The organism is Cupriavidus sp. 291-E7 (assembly GCF_057798835.1).
In genome coordinates this window covers 257,807-279,081 of record NZ_JBYOJV010000007.1, presented here as the reverse complement: position 1 = coordinate 279,081, position 21,275 = coordinate 257,807, and the positions used below count along the sequence as shown (strand labels likewise).

Annotated in this window: 28 protein-coding genes and 1 tRNA gene; 7 read left to right on the top strand and 22 right to left on the bottom strand. The window is 65.3% G+C overall.

Annotation, left to right across the window (positions count from 1 at the left end):
* Positions 1-42: 42 nt before the first annotated feature.
* On the top strand, positions 43-672 hold the full coding sequence (locus AC3FLX_RS15095) for a LysE family translocator (RefSeq protein ID WP_488697786.1): 630 nt from the start codon (positions 43-45) through the stop codon (positions 670-672).
* Here the strand turns inward: AC3FLX_RS15095 and AC3FLX_RS15090 are convergent.
* From AC3FLX_RS15090 to AC3FLX_RS15015, 16 genes are all read right to left on the bottom strand, one after another.
* Positions 664-1,605 (bottom strand): cation diffusion facilitator family transporter, encoded by a 942-nt coding sequence (locus tag AC3FLX_RS15090; protein WP_488697784.1) that lies wholly within the window; start codon positions 1,603-1,605, stop codon positions 664-666. The genes AC3FLX_RS15095 and AC3FLX_RS15090 overlap by 9 nt on opposite strands.
* Positions 1,606-1,801: 196 nt before the next feature.
* Positions 1,802-1,877, bottom strand: a tRNA-Ala gene (locus AC3FLX_RS15085).
* A 69-nt stretch (positions 1,878-1,946) separates the two neighbouring features.
* Positions 1,947-3,671, bottom strand: coding sequence for a thiosulfohydrolase SoxB (gene soxB / locus AC3FLX_RS15080; RefSeq protein WP_488697783.1), 1,725 nt, complete (start codon positions 3,669-3,671; stop codon positions 1,947-1,949).
* A gap of 31 nt (positions 3,672-3,702) precedes the next feature.
* On the bottom strand, positions 3,703-4,194 hold the full coding sequence (locus tag AC3FLX_RS15075; RefSeq protein WP_488697867.1) for a TlpA disulfide reductase family protein: 492 nt from the start codon (positions 4,192-4,194) through the stop codon (positions 3,703-3,705).
* Positions 4,195-4,204: 10 nt separating this feature from the next.
* Complete coding sequence (gene soxX / locus AC3FLX_RS15070) at positions 4,205-4,861, bottom strand: sulfur oxidation c-type cytochrome SoxX (protein ID WP_488697782.1); 657 nt, start codon at positions 4,859-4,861, stop codon at positions 4,205-4,207.
* A gap of 17 nt (positions 4,862-4,878) precedes the next feature.
* A complete protein-coding gene (gene soxA, locus AC3FLX_RS15065) occupies positions 4,879-5,730 on the bottom strand; it encodes a sulfur oxidation c-type cytochrome SoxA (protein WP_488697781.1) in 852 nt (283 codons plus the stop codon).
* A gap of 126 nt (positions 5,731-5,856) precedes the next feature.
* Positions 5,857-6,312, bottom strand: coding sequence for a DsrE family protein (locus AC3FLX_RS15060; protein ID WP_488697780.1), 456 nt, complete (start codon positions 6,310-6,312; stop codon positions 5,857-5,859).
* 28 nt (positions 6,313-6,340) lie between these two features.
* The gene (soxZ, locus tag AC3FLX_RS15055; RefSeq protein WP_488697778.1) at positions 6,341-6,652 is read right to left on the bottom strand and encodes a thiosulfate oxidation carrier complex protein SoxZ; all 312 of its coding nucleotides are present in this window, start codon (positions 6,650-6,652) and stop codon (positions 6,341-6,343) included.
* A gap of 63 nt (positions 6,653-6,715) precedes the next feature.
* A complete protein-coding gene (soxY, locus tag AC3FLX_RS15050) occupies positions 6,716-7,171 on the bottom strand; it encodes a thiosulfate oxidation carrier protein SoxY (RefSeq protein WP_488697776.1) in 456 nt (151 codons plus the stop codon).
* A 141-nt stretch (positions 7,172-7,312) separates the two neighbouring features.
* Complete coding sequence (locus tag AC3FLX_RS15045; RefSeq protein ID WP_488697774.1) at positions 7,313-7,642, bottom strand: c-type cytochrome; 330 nt, start codon at positions 7,640-7,642, stop codon at positions 7,313-7,315.
* Between the two features lie 289 nt (positions 7,643-7,931).
* Entirely contained in the window at positions 7,932-8,825 is an 894-nt protein-coding gene (locus AC3FLX_RS15040) for an EamA family transporter (RefSeq protein WP_488697772.1), read from the bottom strand.
* A gap of 115 nt (positions 8,826-8,940) precedes the next feature.
* Complete coding sequence (locus tag AC3FLX_RS15035) at positions 8,941-10,209, bottom strand: NAD(P)/FAD-dependent oxidoreductase (RefSeq protein ID WP_488697770.1); 1,269 nt, start codon at positions 10,207-10,209, stop codon at positions 8,941-8,943.
* 5 nt (positions 10,210-10,214) lie between these two features.
* Positions 10,215-10,640: a c-type cytochrome gene (locus tag AC3FLX_RS15030; protein ID WP_488697768.1), complete on the bottom strand. Its 426-nt coding sequence runs from the start codon at positions 10,638-10,640 to the stop codon at positions 10,215-10,217.
* Positions 10,641-10,650: 10 nt separating this feature from the next.
* Positions 10,651-11,496 (bottom strand): BON domain-containing protein, encoded by an 846-nt coding sequence (locus AC3FLX_RS15025; protein WP_488697767.1) that lies wholly within the window; start codon positions 11,494-11,496, stop codon positions 10,651-10,653.
* A gap of 169 nt (positions 11,497-11,665) precedes the next feature.
* Positions 11,666-12,253: a phosphoheptose isomerase gene (locus tag AC3FLX_RS15020; protein ID WP_488697765.1), complete on the bottom strand. Its 588-nt coding sequence runs from the start codon at positions 12,251-12,253 to the stop codon at positions 11,666-11,668.
* A 30-nt stretch (positions 12,254-12,283) separates the two neighbouring features.
* Positions 12,284-12,706, bottom strand: a complete 423-nt coding sequence (locus AC3FLX_RS15015) for a YraN family protein (RefSeq protein ID WP_488697764.1) — start codon at positions 12,704-12,706, stop codon at positions 12,284-12,286.
* A gap of 15 nt (positions 12,707-12,721) precedes the next feature.
* Here AC3FLX_RS15015 and rsmI point away from each other — a divergent pair, with 15 nt between their 5' ends.
* Positions 12,722-13,645, top strand: a complete 924-nt coding sequence (gene rsmI, locus AC3FLX_RS15010; protein WP_488697763.1) for a 16S rRNA (cytidine(1402)-2'-O)-methyltransferase — start codon at positions 12,722-12,724, stop codon at positions 13,643-13,645.
* 118 nt (positions 13,646-13,763) lie between these two features.
* On the opposite strand, the gene AC3FLX_RS15005 is transcribed toward rsmI, so the two are convergent.
* Positions 13,764-14,537, bottom strand: a complete 774-nt coding sequence (locus AC3FLX_RS15005; protein ID WP_488697762.1) for a septal ring lytic transglycosylase RlpA family protein — start codon at positions 14,535-14,537, stop codon at positions 13,764-13,766.
* 300 nt (positions 14,538-14,837) lie between these two features.
* Between AC3FLX_RS15005 and AC3FLX_RS15000 the strand changes: the two genes are divergently transcribed.
* From AC3FLX_RS15000 to AC3FLX_RS14990, 3 genes are all read left to right on the top strand, one after another.
* Positions 14,838-15,488: an MBL fold metallo-hydrolase gene (locus tag AC3FLX_RS15000; RefSeq protein WP_488697760.1), complete on the top strand. Its 651-nt coding sequence runs from the start codon at positions 14,838-14,840 to the stop codon at positions 15,486-15,488.
* A 3-nt stretch (positions 15,489-15,491) separates the two neighbouring features.
* Positions 15,492-16,169 (top strand): 3'-5' exonuclease family protein, encoded by a 678-nt coding sequence (locus AC3FLX_RS14995; protein WP_488697759.1) that lies wholly within the window; start codon positions 15,492-15,494, stop codon positions 16,167-16,169.
* A 169-nt stretch (positions 16,170-16,338) separates the two neighbouring features.
* Positions 16,339-16,569, top strand: coding sequence for a hypothetical protein (locus tag AC3FLX_RS14990; protein ID WP_153946391.1), 231 nt, complete (start codon positions 16,339-16,341; stop codon positions 16,567-16,569).
* 84 nt (positions 16,570-16,653) lie between these two features.
* On the opposite strand, the gene arsC is transcribed toward AC3FLX_RS14990, so the two are convergent.
* Positions 16,654-17,013, bottom strand: coding sequence for an arsenate reductase (glutaredoxin) (arsC, locus tag AC3FLX_RS14985; RefSeq protein ID WP_488697756.1), 360 nt, complete (start codon positions 17,011-17,013; stop codon positions 16,654-16,656).
* A gap of 187 nt (positions 17,014-17,200) precedes the next feature.
* Between arsC and AC3FLX_RS14980 the strand changes: the two genes are divergently transcribed.
* Positions 17,201-17,782 carry a GNAT family N-acetyltransferase gene (locus AC3FLX_RS14980; protein ID WP_488697754.1) on the top strand — a complete coding sequence of 194 codons (582 nt, stop codon included), beginning with the start codon at positions 17,201-17,203 and terminating at the stop codon, positions 17,780-17,782.
* On the opposite strand, the gene AC3FLX_RS14975 is transcribed toward AC3FLX_RS14980, so the two are convergent.
* The 3 genes from AC3FLX_RS14975 to AC3FLX_RS14965 are packed head-to-tail and all read right to left on the bottom strand — an operon-like array spanning position 17,771 to position 19,317.
* Positions 17,771-18,394 carry an FMN-dependent NADH-azoreductase gene (locus AC3FLX_RS14975; protein WP_488697752.1) on the bottom strand — a complete coding sequence of 208 codons (624 nt, stop codon included), beginning with the start codon at positions 18,392-18,394 and terminating at the stop codon, positions 17,771-17,773. The genes AC3FLX_RS14980 and AC3FLX_RS14975 overlap by 12 nt on opposite strands.
* 12 nt (positions 18,395-18,406) lie before the next feature.
* Positions 18,407-18,856, bottom strand: coding sequence for a GNAT family N-acetyltransferase (locus AC3FLX_RS14970; RefSeq protein ID WP_488697751.1), 450 nt, complete (start codon positions 18,854-18,856; stop codon positions 18,407-18,409).
* Entirely contained in the window at positions 18,853-19,317 is a 465-nt protein-coding gene (locus AC3FLX_RS14965) for a carboxymuconolactone decarboxylase family protein (protein ID WP_488697749.1), read from the bottom strand. Before AC3FLX_RS14965 ends, AC3FLX_RS14970 begins: the two co-directional genes overlap by 4 nt.
* Positions 19,318-19,376: 59 nt before the next feature.
* Between AC3FLX_RS14965 and AC3FLX_RS14960 the strand changes: the two genes are divergently transcribed.
* Entirely contained in the window at positions 19,377-19,907 is a 531-nt protein-coding gene (locus AC3FLX_RS14960; protein WP_488697748.1) for a MarR family winged helix-turn-helix transcriptional regulator, read from the top strand.
* A gap of 80 nt (positions 19,908-19,987) precedes the next feature.
* On the opposite strand, the gene AC3FLX_RS14955 is transcribed toward AC3FLX_RS14960, so the two are convergent.
* The gene (locus AC3FLX_RS14955) at positions 19,988-21,256 is read right to left on the bottom strand and encodes a M20/M25/M40 family metallo-hydrolase (RefSeq protein ID WP_488697747.1); all 1,269 of its coding nucleotides are present in this window, start codon (positions 21,254-21,256) and stop codon (positions 19,988-19,990) included.
* Between the last annotated feature and the right edge of the window lie 19 nt (positions 21,257-21,275).

Sequence of the window (21,275 nt, the reverse complement as noted above, 5' to 3'; positions counted from 1 at the left end):
CACTGACGCCTCGCCGATACGGAGCCTGCCGGAGAGCGTTCGATGGATAGCACAACCCTGTTTCTCTACCTGATTGCCGTGACGGCAGTCATGGTCACCCCTGGCCCCACGATGTTGCTGGCCCTGAGCAATGGCGCCACCCGGCCGATGCGCGTGGCCGCCTGCGGCATCGCCGGTGCCGCGCTGGCTGACCTGATCCTGATTGGCGCGGTCGGCTGCGGGCTGGGCGCGGTACTGCTGGCTTCCGAGCAGCTGTTCACGGCGATCAAATGGATCGGCGCCGCCTACCTGCTCTACCTTGCCATTTCGATGTGGCGCTCGCCTACGCAGGCGCTGGTCGCCACGGCGGATGCAACATCGGCAAGCGGCCGGGCCGCGTTCCTGCGCGCGCTGTTCGTGGCACTGTCGAATCCCAAGACCATCCTGTTCACCTCGGCCTTCGTGCCGCAGTTCGTGCACGCGGATAAGCCAGTGGCCATGCAGTACGTGATTCTGGCCGTGATCGCTGCATTGATGGATATCGTGATGATGTCGATCTATGCGTTCGGCGGCCGGCACGCCATGCGCACGATGTCCGCGCGCGCGGTGCAGTGGATCAACCGCGGCTGCGCGGGAATGCTGGCGTTCCTGGCGGTGGGATTGAGCTTGTATCGCCGCAGCGATCTACGCTGAGACGGATTCAGCCTGCGGGACTCTGACCGGGTCCACGTGCGTCATCACATTGAGTACGTCGTCGCGCTCCATCGCGCGGCGACGTGCCTCGGTCGCTATCGCATGGCCCTGCTCGACGGTCAGGTCGGCCTGGATCTCCAGATGCACGTCGACCAGGATCATGTCGCCCATCTTGCGTGTCTTCAGGTCATGCAAGCCCAGCACGCCGGGCGTTTCCAGCATGGCGGCGCGCAGGTCGGCCACCACATCCTCGTCGGCGGCGCGATCCATCAGGTCGCTCATCGCATCCCACCCAAAGCGCAGGCCCATACGTGACACCATCAGGCCAACGACAATGGCCGCCACGGGGTCGAGCACGTGATACCCGAGCAGATTGCCGCCGATACCAAGCGCCACCACCAGGGACGATGCAGCATCTGACCGCGCATGCCAGGCATTGGCCACGAGCATGCTCGACCTGACCTGCTCCGCCACGCGCAGCATGTATCGGAACAGGCCCTCCTTGGCAGCCAGCGCCCCGATCGCCACCCATAGCGCCACGGTCTGCACCGGCTGGGCACCCTCGGGATGCTGGATCTTGCCGACCGCCGCCCACAGCATGCCGACACCCACCGCCAACAGCAGCGCGCCCAGCGCCAGCGATGCGGCGGTCTCGAAACGCTGATGCCCGTACGGATGATCGATGTCGGCCCCCTTGCGGCTGTGATGGCCGGCAAACAGCACGACGAAGTCGGAAACGAGATCGGACAAGGAATGAAGTGAATCGGCCACCAGCGCCTGAGAACCGGCGATGACCCCGATCACTCCCTGGCCTATCGTCAGGCCAATGTTAACGAAGACGCTGACGAGCGTGGACCGGCGGCCTGCGAGATGGCGGGCTTCGGCGTCGAGGGAATCGGTGCCCAGAGCTGGGGCGTCGTGCGGTTCGCGCATGAGCGGTATCGATGACAAGCGTTAGGTGCAAAGGTAGCACTTCTGCACACGTTTCCGATCCGTCAGCATTCGTCGCGCTGACAGATGCGCTTGCTTTTCCTGAAGCCTTGCGCCGAACAGCAGCGCGCGGATCCGGGCCTGATGCGCAAAAAGCAAAAGGGCCCGGAAATATTCCGAGCCCTTTTGACTGTGTATCTGGTGGACCGAAGGAGGATCGAACTCCCGACCTCTGCATTGCGAACGCAGCGCTCTCCCAGCTGAGCTATCGGCCCGTAGCGACTGATTGTAGCCGAATCCCGAGCGGCCTTTCAATCGCATCCAGCCAACACTTTAGACCCAACTCAAGCCGCTGCCATCCCCGCATTTCCGTCCATTCCCACTACCTTGGGCAGGTTCAGCGGGCGAGCGCTGACTTCCTTGCTGGCGCGCAGCCACTGGGCCATTACGTCCCAGATTGGGGCGCCACCGGCCTGGCGGGCTTCTTCGGAAACGGGGGCCCAGCCGGCTACCTTGTAAGTCTTGCCCGCGTCGATGGGTTGTCCGGCCAGGCGCATGTCCGTGATGCGCTTGCCGATCGGCTGGTTCGGGTCGATCGTGTATTGCAAACCGCCCACGCGCACCATGTCTCCGCCCTGCTGGTAGTACGGGTCAGGGTTGAACAGGTTGTCCGCCACGTCTTCGAGGATCGTCTTGATCGTTTCGCCCGTCATCGGGGTCACGGTCGTGTACGGGTAGGTGATGGCGGTCTGGTCCATCAGCGCTTCCATCGTGATGTTCTCCCCCGGCAGCAGCGTGGTGCCCCAGCGGAAGCCCGGCGAAAACGCGATCTGTGCGTCCTGCACCGTCATCAGGCCATCCAGAATCAGCTGATCGAAGGTGCCATTGAAGTTGCCGCGCCGGTACAGCAAGCCACGATTTACGGCCAGCACTTCGCCGAGTTTGCTCTCGTAGGGCGCGCGCACCTTTTGGATCAGTGCGTCCATCTTCGGATCGGCGGGCAGGTAGTTGGCGAAAACCGGCAGCAGCTTGTAGCGGAAGTCGGCCACCTTGCCATTGCGGACGTCGAAATCGAGCATGCCCAGGAACTTGCCGTTCGAACCGGCGTTGGTCACCAGCGTCACGCCGCCAGCATTCTTCACCGGCACTGGTACCGGCACGCCGTCGTGAGTATGGCCGCCCAGGATGGCGTCGAGGCCGCGCACGCGCGAGGCCAGCTTCAGGTCCACGTCCATGCCGTTGTGCGACAGCAGCACCACTACCTTGGCGCCCTTGCCGCGCACTTCGTCGATAACCTGCTGCAGGTTCTCTTCCTGGATGCCGAAGGTCCAGTCCGGCACCAGGTAGCGCGGGTTGGCGATCGGCGTGTACGGAAAGGCCTGGCCGATGATGGCCACGGGCACGCCGTTCATCTCCCGGATCACGTACGGATCGAAGACCGGATCGCCGAAATCATTGGTCTTTACGTTCTGGGCCAGAAACGAGACCTTGCCCTTGAAATCGTTGTCGACGATCTGCTTCACGCGCTCCGCGCCGAGCGTCATTTCCCAGTGGGGGGTCATCACATCGACGCCAAGCAGCAGCGCGGCATCGACCATGTCCTGCCCCTTCGTCCACAGTGCCGTGGCGGAGCCTTGCCAGGTGTCGCCACCGTCCAGCAGCAGCGCGCCGGGCCGGCTGGCCTTCATGTGCTGGACCAGCGTCGACAGATGGGCAAACCCGCCCACCTTGCCAAAGCGGCGTGCCGCTTCCGTGAAATCGAGGTACGTGAAGGCGTGTGCCGTGGCGCTGCCGGGCCGAATGCCGTACTGGCGCAGGAATGCGTCGCCCACCAGATGCGGCGGCTTGCCCGCCCATTCGGCCACACCCAGGTTCACGCTCGGTTCGCGGAAATGCACCGGTTTCAGCTGTGCGTGGCAATCGGTGAAGTGCAGCAGGTGGACGTTGCCGAAACGCGGCACGTCATAGAGCCGTCCGGCCGCTTGGGCCGCCTGGGCGTCGCCACCGGAAAATGTCATGCCTCCGGCGCCGGCCACGGCCAGCACCTGCAGGAACTCGCGTCGGTTCATGCTGTTATCCGTTTGATTCGTCGGCAGCCGGCTACGGCTTGCCGTAGCGCGCCAGTGCAGCCACGTCGTCGTCGATCATTTCGCCGACCTCCTTCTGCACGACACGCCCCTGGCCATCGAGCACATATAGCTCGGGCAGGCCCTTGCGGGCGCCAAAGGCACTGCGCAGTGCATCGGAATCCATCGCCGCGGGGAACGTGTAACCACGCTGCTTCAGGTACGCCCCGGCTTCCTGCGGCTGCTTGTCGATGCTGATGGTCAGCACCTGCAGCTTCGTGCCGCGTGTCTTGTCGTAGAGCGCCTGAAGGCGCGGGTTCTGCAGCGCGCAGAACGGGCACCACGACGCCCAGAATTCGATCACGACCGGCTTGCCCGCCCATTGCGATGCGGGCACCGTGCGTCCGTCGAGCAGTTTCACATCGGGCAGGCGGATGGTATCGCCCACCTCCGCGGCCTGCGCGAACGTACCGGCCATGCCGAGCACGGCCAGCAGCCAGGCCATCGCCACGCGCCGTGCCCGCATCATTGCCGTATTACTGGTTGACCGGCGACGCCGGGTCCAGCAGCAGTGCCATCACGTCGCGGATCTGCTGTTCGGTCAGGATGCCCTTATGGCCAAAGCGCGGCATGTTCGAGCACGCGCTGTAAGCGTTCGAGTCCCAGATCTTGCCCCACGTGTAGCGCACCACATCGGGCGAGTTGCCGCGCAGCTTGCCGTAGTTGTAGAGCGATGGGCCGATGTTGCCGAACGAGATCTCTGCCTTGGTCAGCTGATGGCACGCATAGCAGTTGGCACCGTTGGGCGCGCCAACCTGATCGGAAAACTGCATGCCGCGACCGTTCTGGGCGATCTTCTCGCCTTCCTTCCAGTCGCCCAGGAAGTTGTTGTCGGCCGGGTACTTCACCTGCTTCAGCTCGGCCGCTTCCACCTTCTTGGCCACGGCGGCGGGCACGTGCAGGCGGTCCGGATACTGGCTGCAGGCCTTCTGCGTGGCGTCCTGGTTGATCACGCCTTCGACCGTGGCTGGCCCCTTGGACGTGAACGACGATTCGATCATCTGGCGCACGTCGGCGTCGGTGACCTTGACCGGCTTGTCGGCCTTGGCGCCCTTGGCGGCGGTTTGCGCATGCGCGCCCGAAGCGGCCAGCAGCACCAGCGCGGCCAGCGCCATCTTTTGGAGTGTCTTCATGTTGTTCTGCTCCCTGCTCAGCGCTTCATGTTCGGGCCGTCGTACGTGCCGCCGTTGGCGTTCTTCGCCAGGAACATCGTCAGTGCGGTGATCACATCGGAGCCATAGGCCGGCTCGGGAAAGCGCTGCTGGCGCAGGCAGTCGTACAGGCGGTGTTGCATCGTGCGGACCTCGCCCTGCGACACACGGTAGGCCGGCCACGTCGTATAGGCAGCCTGGGCGCCCTTCTCCGTCATCAGGTTCGGCAGGTCCTGCAGGCGGATGCGCTGGCCATCCACGGCGTGGCAGGTGGCGCAGGCAAAGTCGTAGGCGCCGCCACGATAGAAGAACATCTTCTGGCCGAGCGCATAGACGCGCTTTTCTTCCGGGTGCTTGAGCTGGACGTTCATCTTCACGCCTCGCGACTCACCGGTGAGGAATGCGGCCAGCCGCTCGATGTCCGACGGCTTGCCCTGCGACGAGAACGGATTCTTCATCGCCTCTTCCTGCGTCAGGCCCTGCAGCGTCACGCGGCAGTACGCCAGGCGCTGCTCCAGGTCCATCACCTTGTTGGCGTCCTTGAAGTAGCGCGGCAGTTCGGCATACGCCCCCTTGGTCACGCCCGGACCCTTGCCCAGGTCGCATTGCTCCAGCGACGCGTTCTTCGGGCCGGCTGGCTTTTTCCACAGTTCCTCGCCGGCGGCTTCCCACAGCTCGGCGGGATTGCCTTCGGCCAGCATCTGACGGTACTTGGCGATTTCCTCGGCGGTGTTGTCCTGCGCCAGCGCGGGGCCGGACACTGTCGCGGTGACGGCGGCCGCGGCGCCCAGCGCTACGAGCGCGGGGGCCACGGTGCGGCGCAGGCGGCGGATGTTGCGCACGGTAACCATTGGGGGGTTCTCCTCGCCATCGCGCCGCATGGTCGGCAGGCGGACGGCCTTCTTGTGCAGGTCCGGCGGCTCGTTGCCGGACGGCTTGTCATTGAACGGTGACCCGCAGCCGGGCCACGCGGTCCATCACGGCTTGATATAGGCGTAGCCTTCGTCGAACTGCAGGCGGGCGATCTCCACCACGCCGGCCGGCACGACCTTGGCATCCATCAGCAGGCTCTGCTCCGAAATCCGGCGCGCGGTCAGCGTGTTGCGGCAGGCGCGGAATTCCACGCCCGACGAACTGAGCGCCGCCACCGCGGCTTCGAACGTGTTGCCGCGCGCGTCCTTGGCGCCTTCCAGCAGGAAGTCCACGCCATAGCCGAACGCCACCACCACGATCTTCGTGTCGGGCGCGCCGTTCAGATGGTTGCGCAGGTTGGACATGGCCCGCACGGCCTGGTCGATACCGTCGGACAACTGGTACACCACCTTGACGCGACCCTTTGCGGACGAAGCCGCCGGGGCCTGCTGGGCCGACGCCTTGGCGGTCAGCCCGATTGCGGCCAGGGCGGCCGTGGCGCGAATAAATGCTCGGCGCATGCTGCTTCTCCTTCGCCCGTTCAGGCGGTCAGGCGATGGTGGCTTCGTCGGTACGCTTGTCGCCTCGGTTGTCGACCCAGGTCACGGTGACCTTGTCGCCCTTGGCGCCGCCCTTGAACTTGAAGTTCAGGAACGGATCTTTCGACACGGCCGGACCGAACTGGGCGTGGAAGACTTCCTTGCCCTTGTACGACGCGATCACGGTCTGGATATGCCAGGCCGGAATCGTCTTACCGGCCGAATCCTTGCGCTGGCCGGTTTCCATGTCGTGCTTCATCAGAATCTTGACGTCTACGACGCCGCCGTTTTCAGTGGCGCGAACGCGCATCGGGTCTGCCATGTGCTTCTCCTGTCAGCAGGTATGTGGAAATCTGGTCTCGAAAGGTGAACGGTGTAACGGCGCTCAGCCGCCGCAACCGCCCAGCGTGACCTTGATTTCCTTCGATGCCACGTACCACTTGCCGCCGGCCTTCACCGCGGCATGTACCACGGACGTCTGGCCCATCTTCACGCGCGTGGACACGAACGGCTCGGTGCCGGCCGGGATCGTGAAGTCGGCTGCCAGCGTGTTCGGATTCTTTTCCACCAGAATGGCGATCTGCTCGGTGTCCGGGATGTTGCTCGTCACCGCCACCGGCACCACGGAGCCGTTCTCGGCGATGTCGGGTGCGTTGAAGACGATGGCGCTGCTCTTCTCGGTGCCGCTGCCGCCCAGTGCCTTGATCACGTCGGCGACGCTCTTGCCATCAAAGGCGGTCTTGTTCCATTCAGCGGCCTGTGCCTCGCTGATCAGGCCAGTGGCCGCCATCAGCGACAGTACGGCGGTCATCCGCAGTACATCTCGTCGTTTTGCGTTCATCTTGCTGTGTTTCCCGTACTACCCGGTTTCCTGTCGACCCCATCGTGCCGGTGCGTCGCCGGCGCGTGCCTGTTCTATCCATGCATGACTAACTTGGCAGGCCGCCGGCAACGCCGGCCAGCCCACCCAGGCGAGACTGGATTACTTGGCCGGTGCGCCGGCCAGGATCCACTCCACCACGGTCTTGATATCGGCGTCGCTGACGGCGGAGTTGGCCGGCATCGGCACCGGACCCCAAATGCCCGAACCGCCGTTCTTCACCTTGGCCGACAGCTTCGTCAGGGCGTCCTTGTCACCCTTGTACTTGGCAGCCACTTCCTTGTAGGCCGGGCCGACCAGCTTCTTGTCGATCTGGTGGCAGCCCATGCAGGCGTTCTTGTTGGCGATGGCCTGGGCCTTGGCGGCGTCGACGGCGGCGTGCGCGGACGCGGCGGCGGCCAGCAGCGCGGCGGCGATGACAAACTGCTTCATGTGTTGTGCTCCAAACTATATGAGAGCCGTGGGGACGGCAAATGCCCGCGCTCTGGACAAACTCCGCGGCGCGGCGCGCGCTGGCCGCCGTTGGGGCGGGCTTCTCAGGAGTGCCTCTGCGGTGATCGTTGAGGGCTCCCGGGCATATGCGGCCAGTCCGCTATTTTGCCTGAAGTCAAGGCGCGTATACGGATGCGACAGTGATAACCATATGCCCAAAAGTGTTGGGAAATGTCGCCCTATTACGGGTTAACCCTCGAATTATTCGGTGCTGACGGAAGGGTGAACGCTATCGGCGCGCCAGCGCCCTGCCCGCCCACAGCCGGTTGCCGAATACGTTCAGAAGCAAACCGGCCATGACCACCACCGCACCCACCCATTGCGCCGCCGCCAGGTCTTCACCCAGCAGCAGGTGGGCCGACAACAGCCCCACCACCGGCACCAGCAGTGTCAGCGGCGCCACCTTGCTGGCGGCGTACCGCGTCAGCAGGCGTCCCCACATCGTGTAGCCGAAGATCGTCGCGGCGAATGCCAGGTAGCAAACGGCGAACACACCCTTGCCGGACACATGGGTCAGCGCGTCGGCGATGCGTGCCGGCCCTTCGAACCAGAGTGACAACAGCGCGAACGGCACGATCGGGATCAGCGCACCCCACACCACCAGACCCAGCAGGTCCACGGGGCCGATCTTCTTGCTGACGATATTGCCGGTGGCCCAGCACAGCGCCGCGCACAGCGTCAGCAGGAAGCCCGCCACCGTCATGCCGCCGGGGCCATGCGCCGCGCCACTGCCGATCAATGCCAGGCCGCCGGCGGCGATAGCCATGCCGGCCAGGTTGTGCCAGCGCAGCGGTTCGCCCAGCCACAGCGCGGCAATGGCCACGGTGAAGAACACCTGCGACTGCAGCACCAGCGAAGCCAGCCCGGCAGGCATGCCCACGGCCATCGCATAGAACAGGAATGCGAACTGGCCCAGGCTGATCGACGCGCCATACGCCACCAGCATGCGCAGCGGAATACGCGGGCGCGGGATGAAGAAGATGGCCGGGAACACCACCAGGCTGAAGCGGAGCGTACCCAGCAGCATCGGGGGCACGCCGGCAAGGCCTACCTTGATGACGACGAAATTGACACCCCAGACCACGATGATGGCGAGGGCGAGCAGACGGTCTTTGGCTTGCATGATCGATGAAAGAGCGCCGCGTCCCTGGGGGCGGGACGTCCGGCACGGCTAGCGTAGCAGCCGGCACCGATGGCGCATTGCACGATCTTGCGGTTTTGTGTCCGGCCGGCGCGGCCTACCCGAGCATGTCGGCCCAGATGCTGCGTGCCCACGCAACGCCGTACTGTCCCTCCAGCGCGCTCGGCGCCGTGGACAGCCCGCCGGAACCCGGCACGGTCAGCATCGTCTTCTGCGCCGCGTCATAGCGATGGACGCTGGCGATATGGATGGCCTCGGTCGACGACGTGAAGCTGTAGCAGGTGTTGGTATAAAGCGGCACCGGGTCCGGCTCGCGGCCGGCCAGCAACTGCAGGATGGCCGCCGCGGCGACCTTGCCGTGCTGGTTGGCCATCGTTCCGGACTTGGGCATCAGCGGCGCGATCTGCACCGCATCGCCCAGCACATGTATTTCCGGCGCCGCATTGGACGCCATCGTCAGGAAATGGACCTCGCACCAGCGCGCGTTGGCGGTAGCCAGCCCGGCCGCGACGGCGATGGCACCGGCACGCTGCGGCGGCAGCACGTTCACCACGTCCACCTTTTCGTCGTCCTGCACATCGAACCGGATCGTGCGGGTGGCGGGGTCTACGCCCACGGTCTCATGCTGCGGCCGGTATTCGATCAGACCCTTGTAGCGCGATTCCCAGACCTGCCGGAACAGCGCACCCTTCGACGTAATGTCCGGATTCGCGTCGAATACCAGCACCTTGCTGCGCGGCTTGTGCTGCTTGAGGTAGTCCGCCACCAGGCAGGCGCGCTCGTAGGGTCCGGGCGGACAGCGGTAAGGCGCCAGCGGAATCGTGATGGCAAAGGTGCCGCCGTCGCGCATATCGGCCAGCTGGCGGCGCAGGACGTCGGTCTGCGGACCAGCCTTCCAGGCATGGACGATCTGGTCGCCACCGGGGCCAGCCAGGCCGGCAATCGCGCTGGTCTGCATTTCCACGCCAGGGGACAGCACGAGACGGTCATAGGGCAAGGTTGCGCCACCGGCCAGCCGGACCACGCGCTTCGCGGTGTCGATGGCGGCAGCCGTATCACGGACATGCTTCACGCCATGCCGCCTGACCAGGGTGTCATACGGCAACGTGATGTCGGCCATCTGCTGGTAGCCCGCCACCACAAGGTTCGACAATGGACATGAGACGAACGCGGCATCCGGCTCCACCAGTGTCACGTCCACGGCGCCGCGGCTCCACGTGCGCAGGTAGCGTGCGGCCGTGGCACCACCATAGCCACCCCCGATCACCACCACCCGCGCCGCGGCGGCGGCACGCGCCTGGCGCACGGAGAGGCCACCCAGGGCCGTGGCGGCAAGCGCCGCCTTCAGTACGGATCGTCGATGCATGCGATCTATTTCTGGTCCGCAAACCACGCGGCAATGGCGATGATCTCGGTATCGCTATAGCCCTTGGCGATCTGCGGCATCACGGTTCCCGGGCGTTTGCCGTTCTTGAAATTGAGCATCAGCTCAATCAGCTCGGCCTGTGGGCGCCCGGCCAGCGCTGGCACCGGGCTGCCCGCCGGCGGCCGGCCGTCGGGGCCGTGGCAGACCGCGCACGACGCCGCCTGGTTGCGCGCCTGCTCGGTACGCGACCGCTGGACCTCGATGGTCAACTTGCCGGTATCGGCCGGCCCGCCGGTCATCGGCGCTGAAGGGGTTGAAGGCGTCGATGGTGCCGAGGCTGGCGGCTGCGCCATCAGCGGCGCGGCGCACAACCCCGCCGCGATGCCGGCCATCCAACGTCGGGAGAACGGTAATCGCAGCAGGGGGTTCACGGTGCTTTCCTTACGGCAGGTTGCGGCCCGGCGGCAGCGCCACCGGGGACGATACCGGCGCGGTCACGGGGCTGGTGGTTGTGCCCGACGTACCCATCGATGCGGGCGCGTCGGACGTGACCGGCGCGTTCGGCTGGCTGCCCGGCACACTCTGCACCGGCGCCGGCGTACCCACGGCCTCGCTGCCCGGGTTGCCGTTCTGCGAGCTGGAGGCCTGATCCAGGCGCGCACGTTCGGCTTCGGTCACGTAGTCGAATACCTTGACCACCTTTTGAACGCCGCTGGCGTTGCGTGCCACGTCGGTCGCCTTGTCGCCCTCGGTCGTGGTCACGACGCCCATCAGGTACACGACGCCCTTTTCCGTGGTGACCTTGATCGAGTTGGCCGGCACGCCGTCCGCGGTGACCAGCAGCGTCTTGACCTTGCTGGTCAGGTACGTGTCGTTGCTGCGGGTCATGAAATCGGGCGACGCCTTCAGTTCCAGCTCGTTGATCACGTCGCGGGTGTTCTCCCGGCCGCGCGCGTACTGCTCAATCTGCTGCTTGATCTCGGCGTTCGACGCCTCGCCAGTCAACAGCACCTTGCGGTTGTACACGGTCGTGTTGACCCGCGCCTGGCTACTGCTGTAGCGCTGGCTCAGCGTGCTGTCGATTTCCACCTGCAGGCCGCGGTCAATGGCCTGCGTGCCGGTTGGGCGGCGATCCGTGGCCATCACCACGCCGGTGCCCACCGCGCCCGCCAGCACGGGAAAGCAGCCGGCCAGCTGCGTGGCGGACACCAGCAGTGCGGCCACGGTAACGGCGGTACGGGCCATGCGGGCGGGAGAAGTCTTTTTTTGATTGGTCACGTTCGTCATGCGTTTGTTGGTGTCTGGGTGGAAATGATGCCTGCAACGGGTGACAGATCCAGGTTTTCGCCGTGCCTGTGGATAAGGCTGTGGAAGACACGGCGATTCCTGTGCATAGGTTGTGGGCAGCCTTGTGGATATCCGGGGATAACTCCGCTTTGCCACGCTGCCCGATACTTCATGCTTCGCCCAGCAGCGCCTCGTCGATGCCGTCGCACAGGCAGTGCAGTGTCAGCAGATGCACTTCCTGGATGCGTGCGGTGCGATCGCTCGGCGCGCAAAGGTGGATATCGAATTCATCGAGCAGCGTGGCAACCCGTCCGCCGCCCTTGCCGGTCAGCGCGACCACGCCCATATCGCGCTGGTGAGCAGCCTGGATGGCCGCCACGACATTCGCGGAGTCGCCCGACGTCGACAGTGCCAGCAGGATGTCGCCCGGCTGGCCCAGCGCTTCCACCTGCTTGGAAAACACCACCGAAAAATCGTAGTCGTTGCCGATGGCCGTAAGGATCGAACTGTCGGTGGTCAGGGCGATGGCTGCCAGGCCCGGCCGCTCGCGCTCGAAGCGGCCGATCAGCTCGGCGGCAAAGTGCTGGGCGTCGGCCGCGGACCCGCCGTTGCCGCACACCAGGATCTTGTTGCCGCTGGTCAGCGCCGCCACCATCCGCTCCACGGCGGCGTCGATATGCGGCGCCATCAGCGCGGCAGCCTGCCGCTTGGTTTCGGCGCTATCCAGGAAATGTTGTTCGATACTGTCAATACTCATGATCTGGTGACATCTGCACTATCCCGCGCATTATGACGCAGCGTCCGCGCCGCCGTTCCCATCCGCCGACGAGAGATCGAACGCGCCGGGCAGCCAGTCGATCCGACCGCCGTCCAGGGCAACCACATCCACCCGGCATGGCGGCACGCTATCCAGGGTGGCCAGGTAGTGCGCCGCCGCATGCAGGACGCGGCGCTGCTTGGCCGGCGTGATGCTCTGCGCGGCGCCCCCAAAGCCCCGGCCACGGCGTTGCCGGACCTCCACGAATACAAGCGTACCGTCTCCGGCGCGCATGATCAGGTCGATTTCGCCGCCTTTGCAGCGATAATTGCGCACAACCTGCGCCAGCCCCTGCCGGCGCAGATACGCCAGCGCATGGTCTTCGGCCAGCGCGCCGCTTTCCGTCGTCGTACGCGCGACGGCTGGCGTGGTGGATTTGAATGAGCGAATCAACGGAAGTTCTCAAGCATGAGTGACTGGACCCAGCTGGCCGTCGGCCAGACCTACCCCCCCGGTACGCTGTACATCGTGGCCACGCCGATCGGGAATGTCGCGGACCTGTCGCTGCGCGCGCTTCATGTGCTCGGCCTGGCCGACGCCATCGCCTGCGAGGACACGCGCAATACCGGCCAGCTGCTGTCGCGCGTGGGGCTGCAGCGGCCGCTGGTCGCGGTGCACGAACACAACGAGCGGGAGGCGGCCGTGCGCATCGTCGAGCGGCTGGCCGCGGGCGAGCGGATTGCGTGCGTGTCCGATGCCGGCACGCCAGGCATTTCCGATCCCGGTGCCCGGCTCGTCGAGGCGGTCCGCGCGGCGGGCCTGAAGGTGGTACCGCTGCCCGGGCCCAGCGCCGCCGTCACGGCGCTGTCCGTGGCCGGGGACATGCTCGAAGCTGGCGAAGGCCGCTTCACGTTCGTCGGGTTCCTGCCCGGCAAGCCCAAGGCCCGCCAGGACGCCATCGCAAAGCTGGCCGCGCTCGACCACGCGTGGGTCATCTACGAAGCGCCGCACCGCATCGCCGACACCCTGGCCGCTCTGGCCGAAGGATTGCCCGGCACGCGCAGGCTGCTGATCGGGCGCGAACTGACCAAGCTGTTCGAGGAAACGCCGGTCATGACCGTGGCCGATGCGCCCGCCTGGCTGGCCGCCGAAGCGGCGCGTGGAAAGGGGGAGTTCGTGCTGGTGGTGGAAGGCGCTGGCCGTGCCGAAGGCGCCGGTGACGATACGCCCGACCCGGAAGCCGAACGCGTGCTGAAGCTGCTGCTGCCCGAGCTGCCTGCCAAGCGTGCCGCCAAGCTGGCCGCCGCCATTACCGGGGCCAAGACCGATGCGCTGTACAAGCTGGCGCTCGCCCAACGCGCGGACAGCGCGGACAGTGAACCGGACGCATGAAAAGACAAACGGCACGACCTGGAGGGTCGTGCCGTTTGAGAAATTTCTTATCTGACGAGAAAGCAGCGGGCGGGAGGACGGTAGCGCGATAGTCGGGTGCCGGCCGGTCCGCATCGTCTTACTTCTTGTGCTTGACGGGTCTGGCTTTCGCCTTGGCCTTCGACTTCGTCGGCACCAGCGTGTTGGCCGTATCCGGTACCTCGTCGGCCCCGCTGCCGTCACCGGCTTCCGTGCCGCCCGCCTCGATGTTCGGTCCCAGTGCCGCGACCTCGGTACGCGACAGCCGGCGGATCTCCACCTGCGTGGCGCCGTGATCGACGAAGTTCAGGCGCTTGGCCGCCGCGTACGACAAATCGAGGATACGGCCGCCGTGATAGGGACCGCGATCGTTGATACGCACCACGGCCACCTTGTTGTTGCGCATATTGCGCACCAGCACCCAGCTATCGAGCGGCAGCGACGGATGAGCCGCCGTCATGGCACGCATATCGAAGCGCTCGCCGTTGGCGGTCTTGCGGCCATGAAAGCCCTTGCCGTACCACGATGCCATGCCGCGCTGCTCAAACGTACCCATGTCAGCGCGCAGGCCGTCGATCGACGACTGCGACGGCGCGTTATCGTCCTGGAAGCCGAACAGGTTCCAGTTGCCGCGATCGTCCGCCTTGGCCGAACTGGCTGCGCCGGTGCCGGGGCGGGTCGTCTTCGACTTGGCGGACTTGGTGGAAATCGCGCCCGTCGTGTTCGATGCCGTATCCGCGTCGCCGCCCGGGGGCGTCGCGCACGCAGCCATCACCAGCGCCGATACGATGATCGCGCACTGACGAAAGAAGCGGTTGGAGCCGGGCGCTGCCTCGCGCACGGGCCCCGGACGGAATACGGGGAGACTGAGCATGGCGCGCAGTCTAACACCGGTCGTTTGAAGCTAGTGCCTTGATTTTGTTACGAAATCTGTTACAACGCCGGTCAATTCCCCGCAATCGACGCTCTGACAAGGGATTGCGCCGAATGCCGCAGCGCCGCATCAAGGTGCCTGATATGCAACTTTCAGATGATTCTCAAGCGCGATTCAAACGTTGCAGGGACGGTTCTCTTGACCATCGGCGCATCGGTCAGCCCACCAATCGGCGGCTACAATGACCCACCTTCCTGGGCCGCATCTGCCCACGCCCGGACCGCCTTACCGATCACAAAAATGAAAGTCCTCCTGATCCCAGTCACGCCGTTCCAGCAGAACTGTTCGCTGCTGATTGATGAAGCCACGCAGCGCGCGGCCGTATGCGATCCCGGTGGCGACCTGAACCGCATCACCGCGGCCATCGAGGAACATGGGGTCACGCTGGAGAAGATCTTCCTGACGCACGGCCACGTCGATCACTGTGCCGGCGCGGCCGCGCTGTCCCGCCAGTTCGGCGTGCCGATCGAGGGGCCGCACGAAGACGAGCGTTTCTGGATCGATCAGTTGCCGGAACAGACGCGCCGCTTCGGCTTTGGCCAGGCGGAAGTCTTTGAGCCAAACCGCTGGCTGCAGAACGGCGACTCGGTCACGTTCGGCAATGAAACGCTGGAGGTCTACCACTGCCCCGGCCACACCCCCGGCCACGTGGTGTTCTTCTCGCCGGCGAACCGGCTGGCAATTGTGGGCGACGTGCTGTTCGCCGGGTCGATCGGCCGCACCGATTTTCCGCGCGGCAACCACGCCGACCTGATCCGCTCGATCCGCACGCGGCTCTGGCCGCTGGGCAACGACGTAACCTTCGTGCCGGGTCACGGCCCGGTGTCGACGTTTGGCGAGGAACGCCGCAACAACCCGTTTGTCGCCGATCACCTGATCGACGCCGCCTGACGCATGGCAAAGAAGCAGCCGCCCGATACGCGCCCCGAGATCTACGTCAGCACCGACATCGAGGCGGATGGCCCGATTCCCGGCCCCCACTCGATGCTGTCGTTTGCGTCGGCCGCGATGCTGGCGGACAAGACCGTCATCGGCACCTTCTCGGCCAACCTGGAAACGCTGCCTGGCGCGGCCGGCCATCCGGCGCAGATGCAATGGTGGAAGACGCAGCCCGAGGCCTGGGCAGCCTGCCGGCGAGACCTCGAACGCCCCGAGGACGTGCTGCCGCGTTACGTCGAATGGGTGGAAAAACTGCCGGGCAAGCCCGTTTTCATCGCCTTTCCCGCCGGTTTCGATTTCACCTGGATGTTCTGGTACATGATGCGCTTTGCCGGACGATCGCCGTTTGGCTGGGCCGCGCTGGACATCAAGACGCTGGGATTCGCGTTGACGGGACGGCCGTACCGCAAATCGGTCAAGGCTGCCTTCCCCGAGCACTGGCACGACCCGCTGCCCCATACCCACGTCGCGCTGGACGACGCACTGGAGCAGGGAGCCATGTTCTGCAACATGCTCGCAGAACTGCGCACACGCGAAGGCCGGCTCGCGGAGCTGGCATCGGCTGCCGACGCCAGCTCCGCCGCGGATGCCATTGAAAGCGGATCTTCACTTCCGCCTGCCGCCAAGGGATAGTTTCGAACGAAGGATGCCGGCGCCGGCGGCATTGGTGCGCCGGCACACAGGCGTCGGCGCGACACCGACACCACATTTTCGCGGCGTCTCCTATATTGGAAGGAGAGAATGGCCGGGCGATGGCCATGTGAGCGCGGCCGTCCGCAGGCGGATGCGAGGAGGTGTCACCATGCGATTCCATCCAGACCTTCATCTCAAGGACCTGTCCGGCAGGCTGCACTGGCCGCACCGCTCCCACGCGCGCACCAACGTTGTTTCGCACTTCCATTCTTCCACGGAAGACGCTGAAGTCGCCAAGGCACTCATCTATGTCAGCGCTGTCACCGCGATCGTGCTGCTCGTGGTGTTGGCTGGCATCAGTTTCGGTCAGGAGGCCATGCACTGGCTGGGTGTTGAATAACGACGACTCGCCTGAAGCGAATCGGCAACTGACCGGCCGGCCTCCCTTGGGGAGGCCGGTTCTATTTTGTGCGGCGCAGCAGTATCACTCCAGCAGGGGCGCGACGTTCTCCGGCGGCCGGCCGATCACGGCGCGGCGGTTGCGGACCACCACCGGACGTTGCAGCAGGATCGGGTTGTCCGCCACGGCGGCCAGCAGCTCGGCATCGGTCAGGCCCGAATCGGCCAGATCCAACTCCTTGTACACCGCCTCGCCATCGCGGATCATCTCGCGCACGGGTACGCCCAGCATCGTATGCAGCTGCCGCAGCGTCGACAGCGACGGCGGCGTCTTCAGATATTCAACGACCTCCACGGGCTCGCCCAGACGCTGCGCCGCCGTCTCCACCAGCGTCAGCGTTTCGCGCGATTTGGAGCAACGGGGGTTGTGGTAGATCGTGATCATGAGGGCGTCCTCCAGCCGGCTTACGGTGCGTTCGAATATCCCGCACTATACAGCCGCGCCACCGGCGTGCACCATGCTGGCGCGGCAAGGTGCGGGGCACGCCGGCATGCATCGTGCATGTGCATGAACATCCATAGTCGATGGCCGCCTGCGTCCCGCCGCGGCCGTCCCGTCAACCAGAGAAACCGTGTCCGATTCCGCTGCCGCACCTTCCCGCAAGCCGTTCCACCTGCGCGATGCCACCGCTGACGACGTTGCCGCCATCCAGGCCATCTACGCGCACCACGTCCGGCATGGCCGTGCCTCGTTCGAGGAAACCGAACCCACCGTCGACGATATGCGGCTGCGCTTTGCCGAAGTCCAACGAAAGGGCCTGCCCTACATCGTGGCCGAGCGCGATGGCGAACTGCTGGGTTATGCCTATGCATCGAGCTACCGTGCCCGCAGCGCCTACCGGTTCGCCATCGAGGACTCGATCTACATCGATCACCGCCATATGGGCGAAGGACTCGGCCGCGCCTTGCTGGCCGAACTGATCGCGCGCTGCGAGACCGGTCCGTGGCGTCAGATGGTGGCCGTGGTGGCGCTGACTTCCAGCGGCGAAGGCGCGGGCTCGGTGGCTGTGCACGAACGGCTTGGCTTTCGCACGGTGGGCCGGCTCGAATCGGTCGGCCTCAAACATGGGCAATGGATCGACACCCTGCTGATGCAGCGGCCGCTCGGCGTTGGCAACAGCACGCTGCCCGAACCGGACGCGCTACGCCAGTAGCGACGGCACCGCGTTGGTGCACCAGGTTCGCAGTTGATCGAAGGCGCGCGCCACGTGGTCGGAGCCGCGCGCCATGCTTTCCATGCGCACGACTTCGACGCGCTTGAGACCGATCGTGTCCAGCACGTAGGTCAGATACGGCGTGAAGAAGTCGCGCTGACTCGCGGCATCGTCCGAGAACCGCCCGCCGCAGGACACCACGGCCAGCACCGGACGGTCGCGCAGCAGCCCTTGCTTGCCCTGTGGCGTACCGGCGAACGTGCGCTCCGGCCTGACGACGAGATCGATCCAGGTCTTCAGCGTGGCCGGCACCGTGAAGTTATGCATGGGCGTCGTGATCAGCACGATGTCGGCGGCCTGCAGCTCCGCGATCAGCGTTTCGGACAGCGCCAGCGCGGCCGGGTCCGCATCGTGGCGCTTCGCCGCCACCATCATGTTGGCGTGGGTGAATGCCGCGTCGATCGGCGGCAGCGGGTTGGCGGCCAGGTCGCGTTCGATCACGGTCAGTTCGCCGTGATGCGCGGCCAGTTGCTCGCGCACCAGCTGGCCCGCGCGCCGGCTGGTCGATGTCTCGCCGCGCGGGCTGACGTTCAGGTGAAGCAGGGTTGCCATAGGTGAGCCGGTTCAGTCGATCGGAAAGTAGAAGCGCAGCGCCCGCGCCAGCAGTCCGTTGCGGTAGTAGAAGCGATGGCCGAGCACATTGGTCAGCGGCGTATCGAGCACGAGCTGCGTGCAGCCGGCCGCTTCGGTCTCGGCCTTGAGCCAGTCCATCAGTTGGCGCCCGTACCCACCGCTGCGCGCGTTGGCGTCGGTGACCAGGTCATCCACATACATGTGGTGTCCGACGATCAGGTTGTCGGCAAAGCGATAACCAGCCAGGGCCACCAGCTTGTCTTCATCCCACAGCCCCGCCAGATGGTAGCCGTCGCCGATCTGCCGGCGCCAGCGCGTGACCAGTTCGGTCGCGTCCGTCAGATGCGGACGCAACTGGTGCATCAGCGGGAAGGCTGCCGCTACTTCTTCCACCGTTTCCAGCCGGCGGATCTGGATCTGCCCGATAGCGTTCGCGCTCATGCCTGGCTCCCACGTGCTGCTTCGGCCGGCGGCGGCGGAAAGTGCAGGCCGACTGCGATGCGGTTCCATGCGTGGATCGACGCAATCGTGGCGGCCAGGTTCACCAGTTCCTTTTCATCGAACACGGTGCGCGCCTGCGCAAGCGCGGCGTCGCGCGCGGCCGGATCGGTCAGCGATGTCAGCGACTCGGCCCATCCCAGCGCCGCTGCTTCGCGGTCGGAATAGATGCCCGCATCGCGCCAGCCGGCCAGCAGGTCGAACTTGCGCGGATCGATATCAAGCTTGCGCGCGATGTTCAGGTGGAACTGCAGGCAGAAGGCGCAGCCGTTGATCTGCGAGACACGCAGCTTGACCAGTTCGGTCAGTGCCTTGTCCAGACCGGAGGCCGTCACTGCCTTGCTGACGCCGCCCAGCGATGCGTACACATCGGGGGCTGCCTGCGTGAAAGACTGAAAATCCATCGTGCGCTCCTTGCGGTAAGATGTCAGAGTTCGAAGATTAATGTAAGAACTCTGACAATATGGCAAAGACCCCTGCTCCAAAAGGGAGAAAGACGCGCGAAACGCCTCCGGCTGTGGAGATCCCGGCGCCTGGCGAAGGCAAGCGTGGCGAAAGCGGCTACCTGGCCTACCTGCTGCGGCAGGCCAGCGCGGCCAATCGGTTGCGGATGGAACGCACGCTTGCGGACCTTGGCGTCACGCTTCCGCAGTTTTTCGTGCTGACGATGCTTGGCGCGTATCCGGGCATTTCCGGCGCCGACGTCGCGCGGCTGGCGATGCTGACGCCGCAGACGGTCAGCGTGATCATGGGCAACCTCGAAAAAATGGGAGCCATCGAACGCCAGCCGCATCCGGTGCATGGCCGCATCCAGACCATTGCGCTGACCGAAGGCGGCAAGGCGCTGCTGGCCCAGTGCAAGGTGCGCGCAAACGAGGTGGACAAGGATCTGCGCGCCGGACTAACGCCGGCCGAGGAACAGATCGTACGGCGCTGGCTGGTCAGCCTTGCGGTACCCGTGGATGGGGATACCGAACCGATGCGCGCGGAATGAAAAAAGGCCCGCCGGCAACTGCCAGCGGGCCATCATCACAACAAGGGGGTACTACAGGGTTCGATACCGTGCCCGATGGCTCAGCCCATCAGGTCCGACAGCGCCAGCGCCACCACCTTCGTGGCACGGTTCAGATCGTTCAGGCGCAGGTTTTCATCGGAGTTGTGGCCGCGCGCTTCCATCAGCGTGCGCGGGCCGGCGCCGTACAGCACGGTCGGGATGCCACGGCTCGTGTAGTGGCGCGCGTCGGTGTAGAGCGGCACGCCCTGCACCGGAATCTCCACGCCGAACACCGATTCCGCGCGCGTCTTCAGCGCGCCGATCAGCTTTTCCACGCCCGGCAGTTCCGACAGCGGCTCGGCCTGGATGATGCGCTCAACCTTCACTTCGATACCCGGCCGATCCTTGGCGGCCTTCTCCACCACCGCGCGCAGTTCGCCTTCGGCGTCGAAGCCGATCTCTTCCGGAATCATGCGTCGATCGACGCGGAACGTAACGAGGTCAGGCACCACGTTCGTGTTGATGCCGCCCTTGATCAGGCCAACGTTCAGCGTGGCGGTGTCGATGCCCGGCACCTTGCTCTTGCGCTTGGCAAGCTCGGCACGCAGGCCGTAGACCGCGTGCAGGATGTGCGTGGCGGCTTCAATGGCGTCCACGCCGGTGTGCGGCATGGCGGCGTGGCCCTGCTTGCCCTTCACGGTCACTTCCACGTGCAGGCAGCCGTTGTGGGCCGACGTGATGCCGTAGGAGAAACCGGCCGAGATCGCGTAGTCGGGCTTGGTCAGACCTTCGTCAAGCAGGAACTTCGGGCCGATGTCGCCGCCGGTTTCCTCGTCGTACGTGAATTGCAGTTCGACGGTGCCGTTGATCTTCGCGCCCTGCTTCTCGGCTTCCTGCAGCGCCAGCACGGCGTAGGCATAGGTGGCGAAGTCCGACTTCGATACCGCCACGCCACGGCCGAACATCACCGGACCATGTTCGCTATCGGCGATCTCGCCGCCGTACGGGTCCTTGGTCCAGCCCAGGCCGGGGGGCACCACGTCGCCGTGCGCATTCATCGCAATGGTCGGGCCGCCCTTGCCAAACGTCTTGCGCACCAGCAGGTTCGTGGCGCTGATCATGCCGGCCGCCTTGACCAGGTTTTCAGGCACCTTGTGCGCTTCCACCTTGAAACCGAGTCCTTCCAGCAGCTCCTTGGCGCGCTTGCCGTGGGCATCGCAATCCCCGGCCGGGTTGTCCGACGGCACCTTGACCAGTTCCGCCAGGAAGGCTTCCTGCTGGGGACGGTGCTGGTCGATGTACTGGGTCAGCGTGGTTTCGATCGGATTCATGTTGTCTCGTGCGGTCATCTTCGTATCTCTGGAATTT

Coding starts and splice junctions, on each gene's coding strand:
- AC3FLX_RS15095 (WP_488697786.1), top strand. CDS start 43: ATGGATAGCACAACCCTGTTTCTCTACCTGATTGCCGTGACGGCAGTC.
- AC3FLX_RS15090 (WP_488697784.1), bottom strand. CDS start 1,605: ATGCGCGAACCGCACGACGCCCCAGCTCTGGGCACCGATTCCCTCGAC.
- soxB (WP_488697783.1), bottom strand. CDS start 3,671: ATGAACCGACGCGAGTTCCTGCAGGTGCTGGCCGTGGCCGGCGCCGGA.
- AC3FLX_RS15075 (WP_488697867.1), bottom strand. CDS start 4,194: ATGCGGGCACGGCGCGTGGCGATGGCCTGGCTGCTGGCCGTGCTCGGC.
- soxX (WP_488697782.1), bottom strand. CDS start 4,861: ATGAAGACACTCCAAAAGATGGCGCTGGCCGCGCTGGTGCTGCTGGCC.
- soxA (WP_488697781.1), bottom strand. CDS start 5,730: ATGGTTACCGTGCGCAACATCCGCCGCCTGCGCCGCACCGTGGCCCCC.
- AC3FLX_RS15060 (WP_488697780.1), bottom strand. CDS start 6,312: ATGCGCCGAGCATTTATTCGCGCCACGGCCGCCCTGGCCGCAATCGGG.
- soxZ (WP_488697778.1), bottom strand. CDS start 6,652: ATGGCAGACCCGATGCGCGTTCGCGCCACTGAAAACGGCGGCGTCGTA.
- soxY (WP_488697776.1), bottom strand. CDS start 7,171: ATGAACGCAAAACGACGAGATGTACTGCGGATGACCGCCGTACTGTCG.
- AC3FLX_RS15045 (WP_488697774.1), bottom strand. CDS start 7,642: ATGAAGCAGTTTGTCATCGCCGCCGCGCTGCTGGCCGCCGCCGCGTCC.
- AC3FLX_RS15040 (WP_488697772.1), bottom strand. CDS start 8,825: ATGCAAGCCAAAGACCGTCTGCTCGCCCTCGCCATCATCGTGGTCTGG.
- AC3FLX_RS15035 (WP_488697770.1), bottom strand. CDS start 10,209: ATGCATCGACGATCCGTACTGAAGGCGGCGCTTGCCGCCACGGCCCTG.
- AC3FLX_RS15025 (WP_488697767.1), bottom strand. CDS start 11,496: ATGACGAACGTGACCAATCAAAAAAAGACTTCTCCCGCCCGCATGGCC.
- AC3FLX_RS15020 (WP_488697765.1), bottom strand. CDS start 12,253: ATGAGTATTGACAGTATCGAACAACATTTCCTGGATAGCGCCGAAACC.
- rsmI (WP_488697763.1), top strand. CDS start 12,722: ATGAGTGACTGGACCCAGCTGGCCGTCGGCCAGACCTACCCCCCCGGT.
- AC3FLX_RS15005 (WP_488697762.1), bottom strand. CDS start 14,537: ATGCTCAGTCTCCCCGTATTCCGTCCGGGGCCCGTGCGCGAGGCAGCG.
- AC3FLX_RS15000 (WP_488697760.1), top strand. CDS start 14,838: ATGAAAGTCCTCCTGATCCCAGTCACGCCGTTCCAGCAGAACTGTTCG.
- AC3FLX_RS14995 (WP_488697759.1), top strand. CDS start 15,492: ATGGCAAAGAAGCAGCCGCCCGATACGCGCCCCGAGATCTACGTCAGC.
- AC3FLX_RS14990 (WP_153946391.1), top strand. CDS start 16,339: ATGCGATTCCATCCAGACCTTCATCTCAAGGACCTGTCCGGCAGGCTG.
- arsC (WP_488697756.1), bottom strand. CDS start 17,013: ATGATCACGATCTACCACAACCCCCGTTGCTCCAAATCGCGCGAAACG.
- AC3FLX_RS14975 (WP_488697752.1), bottom strand. CDS start 18,394: ATGGCAACCCTGCTTCACCTGAACGTCAGCCCGCGCGGCGAGACATCG.
- AC3FLX_RS14970 (WP_488697751.1), bottom strand. CDS start 18,856: ATGAGCGCGAACGCTATCGGGCAGATCCAGATCCGCCGGCTGGAAACG.
- AC3FLX_RS14965 (WP_488697749.1), bottom strand. CDS start 19,317: ATGGATTTTCAGTCTTTCACGCAGGCAGCCCCCGATGTGTACGCATCG.
- AC3FLX_RS14960 (WP_488697748.1), top strand. CDS start 19,377: ATGGCAAAGACCCCTGCTCCAAAAGGGAGAAAGACGCGCGAAACGCCT.
- AC3FLX_RS14955 (WP_488697747.1), bottom strand. CDS start 21,256: ATGACCGCACGAGACAACATGAATCCGATCGAAACCACGCTGACCCAG.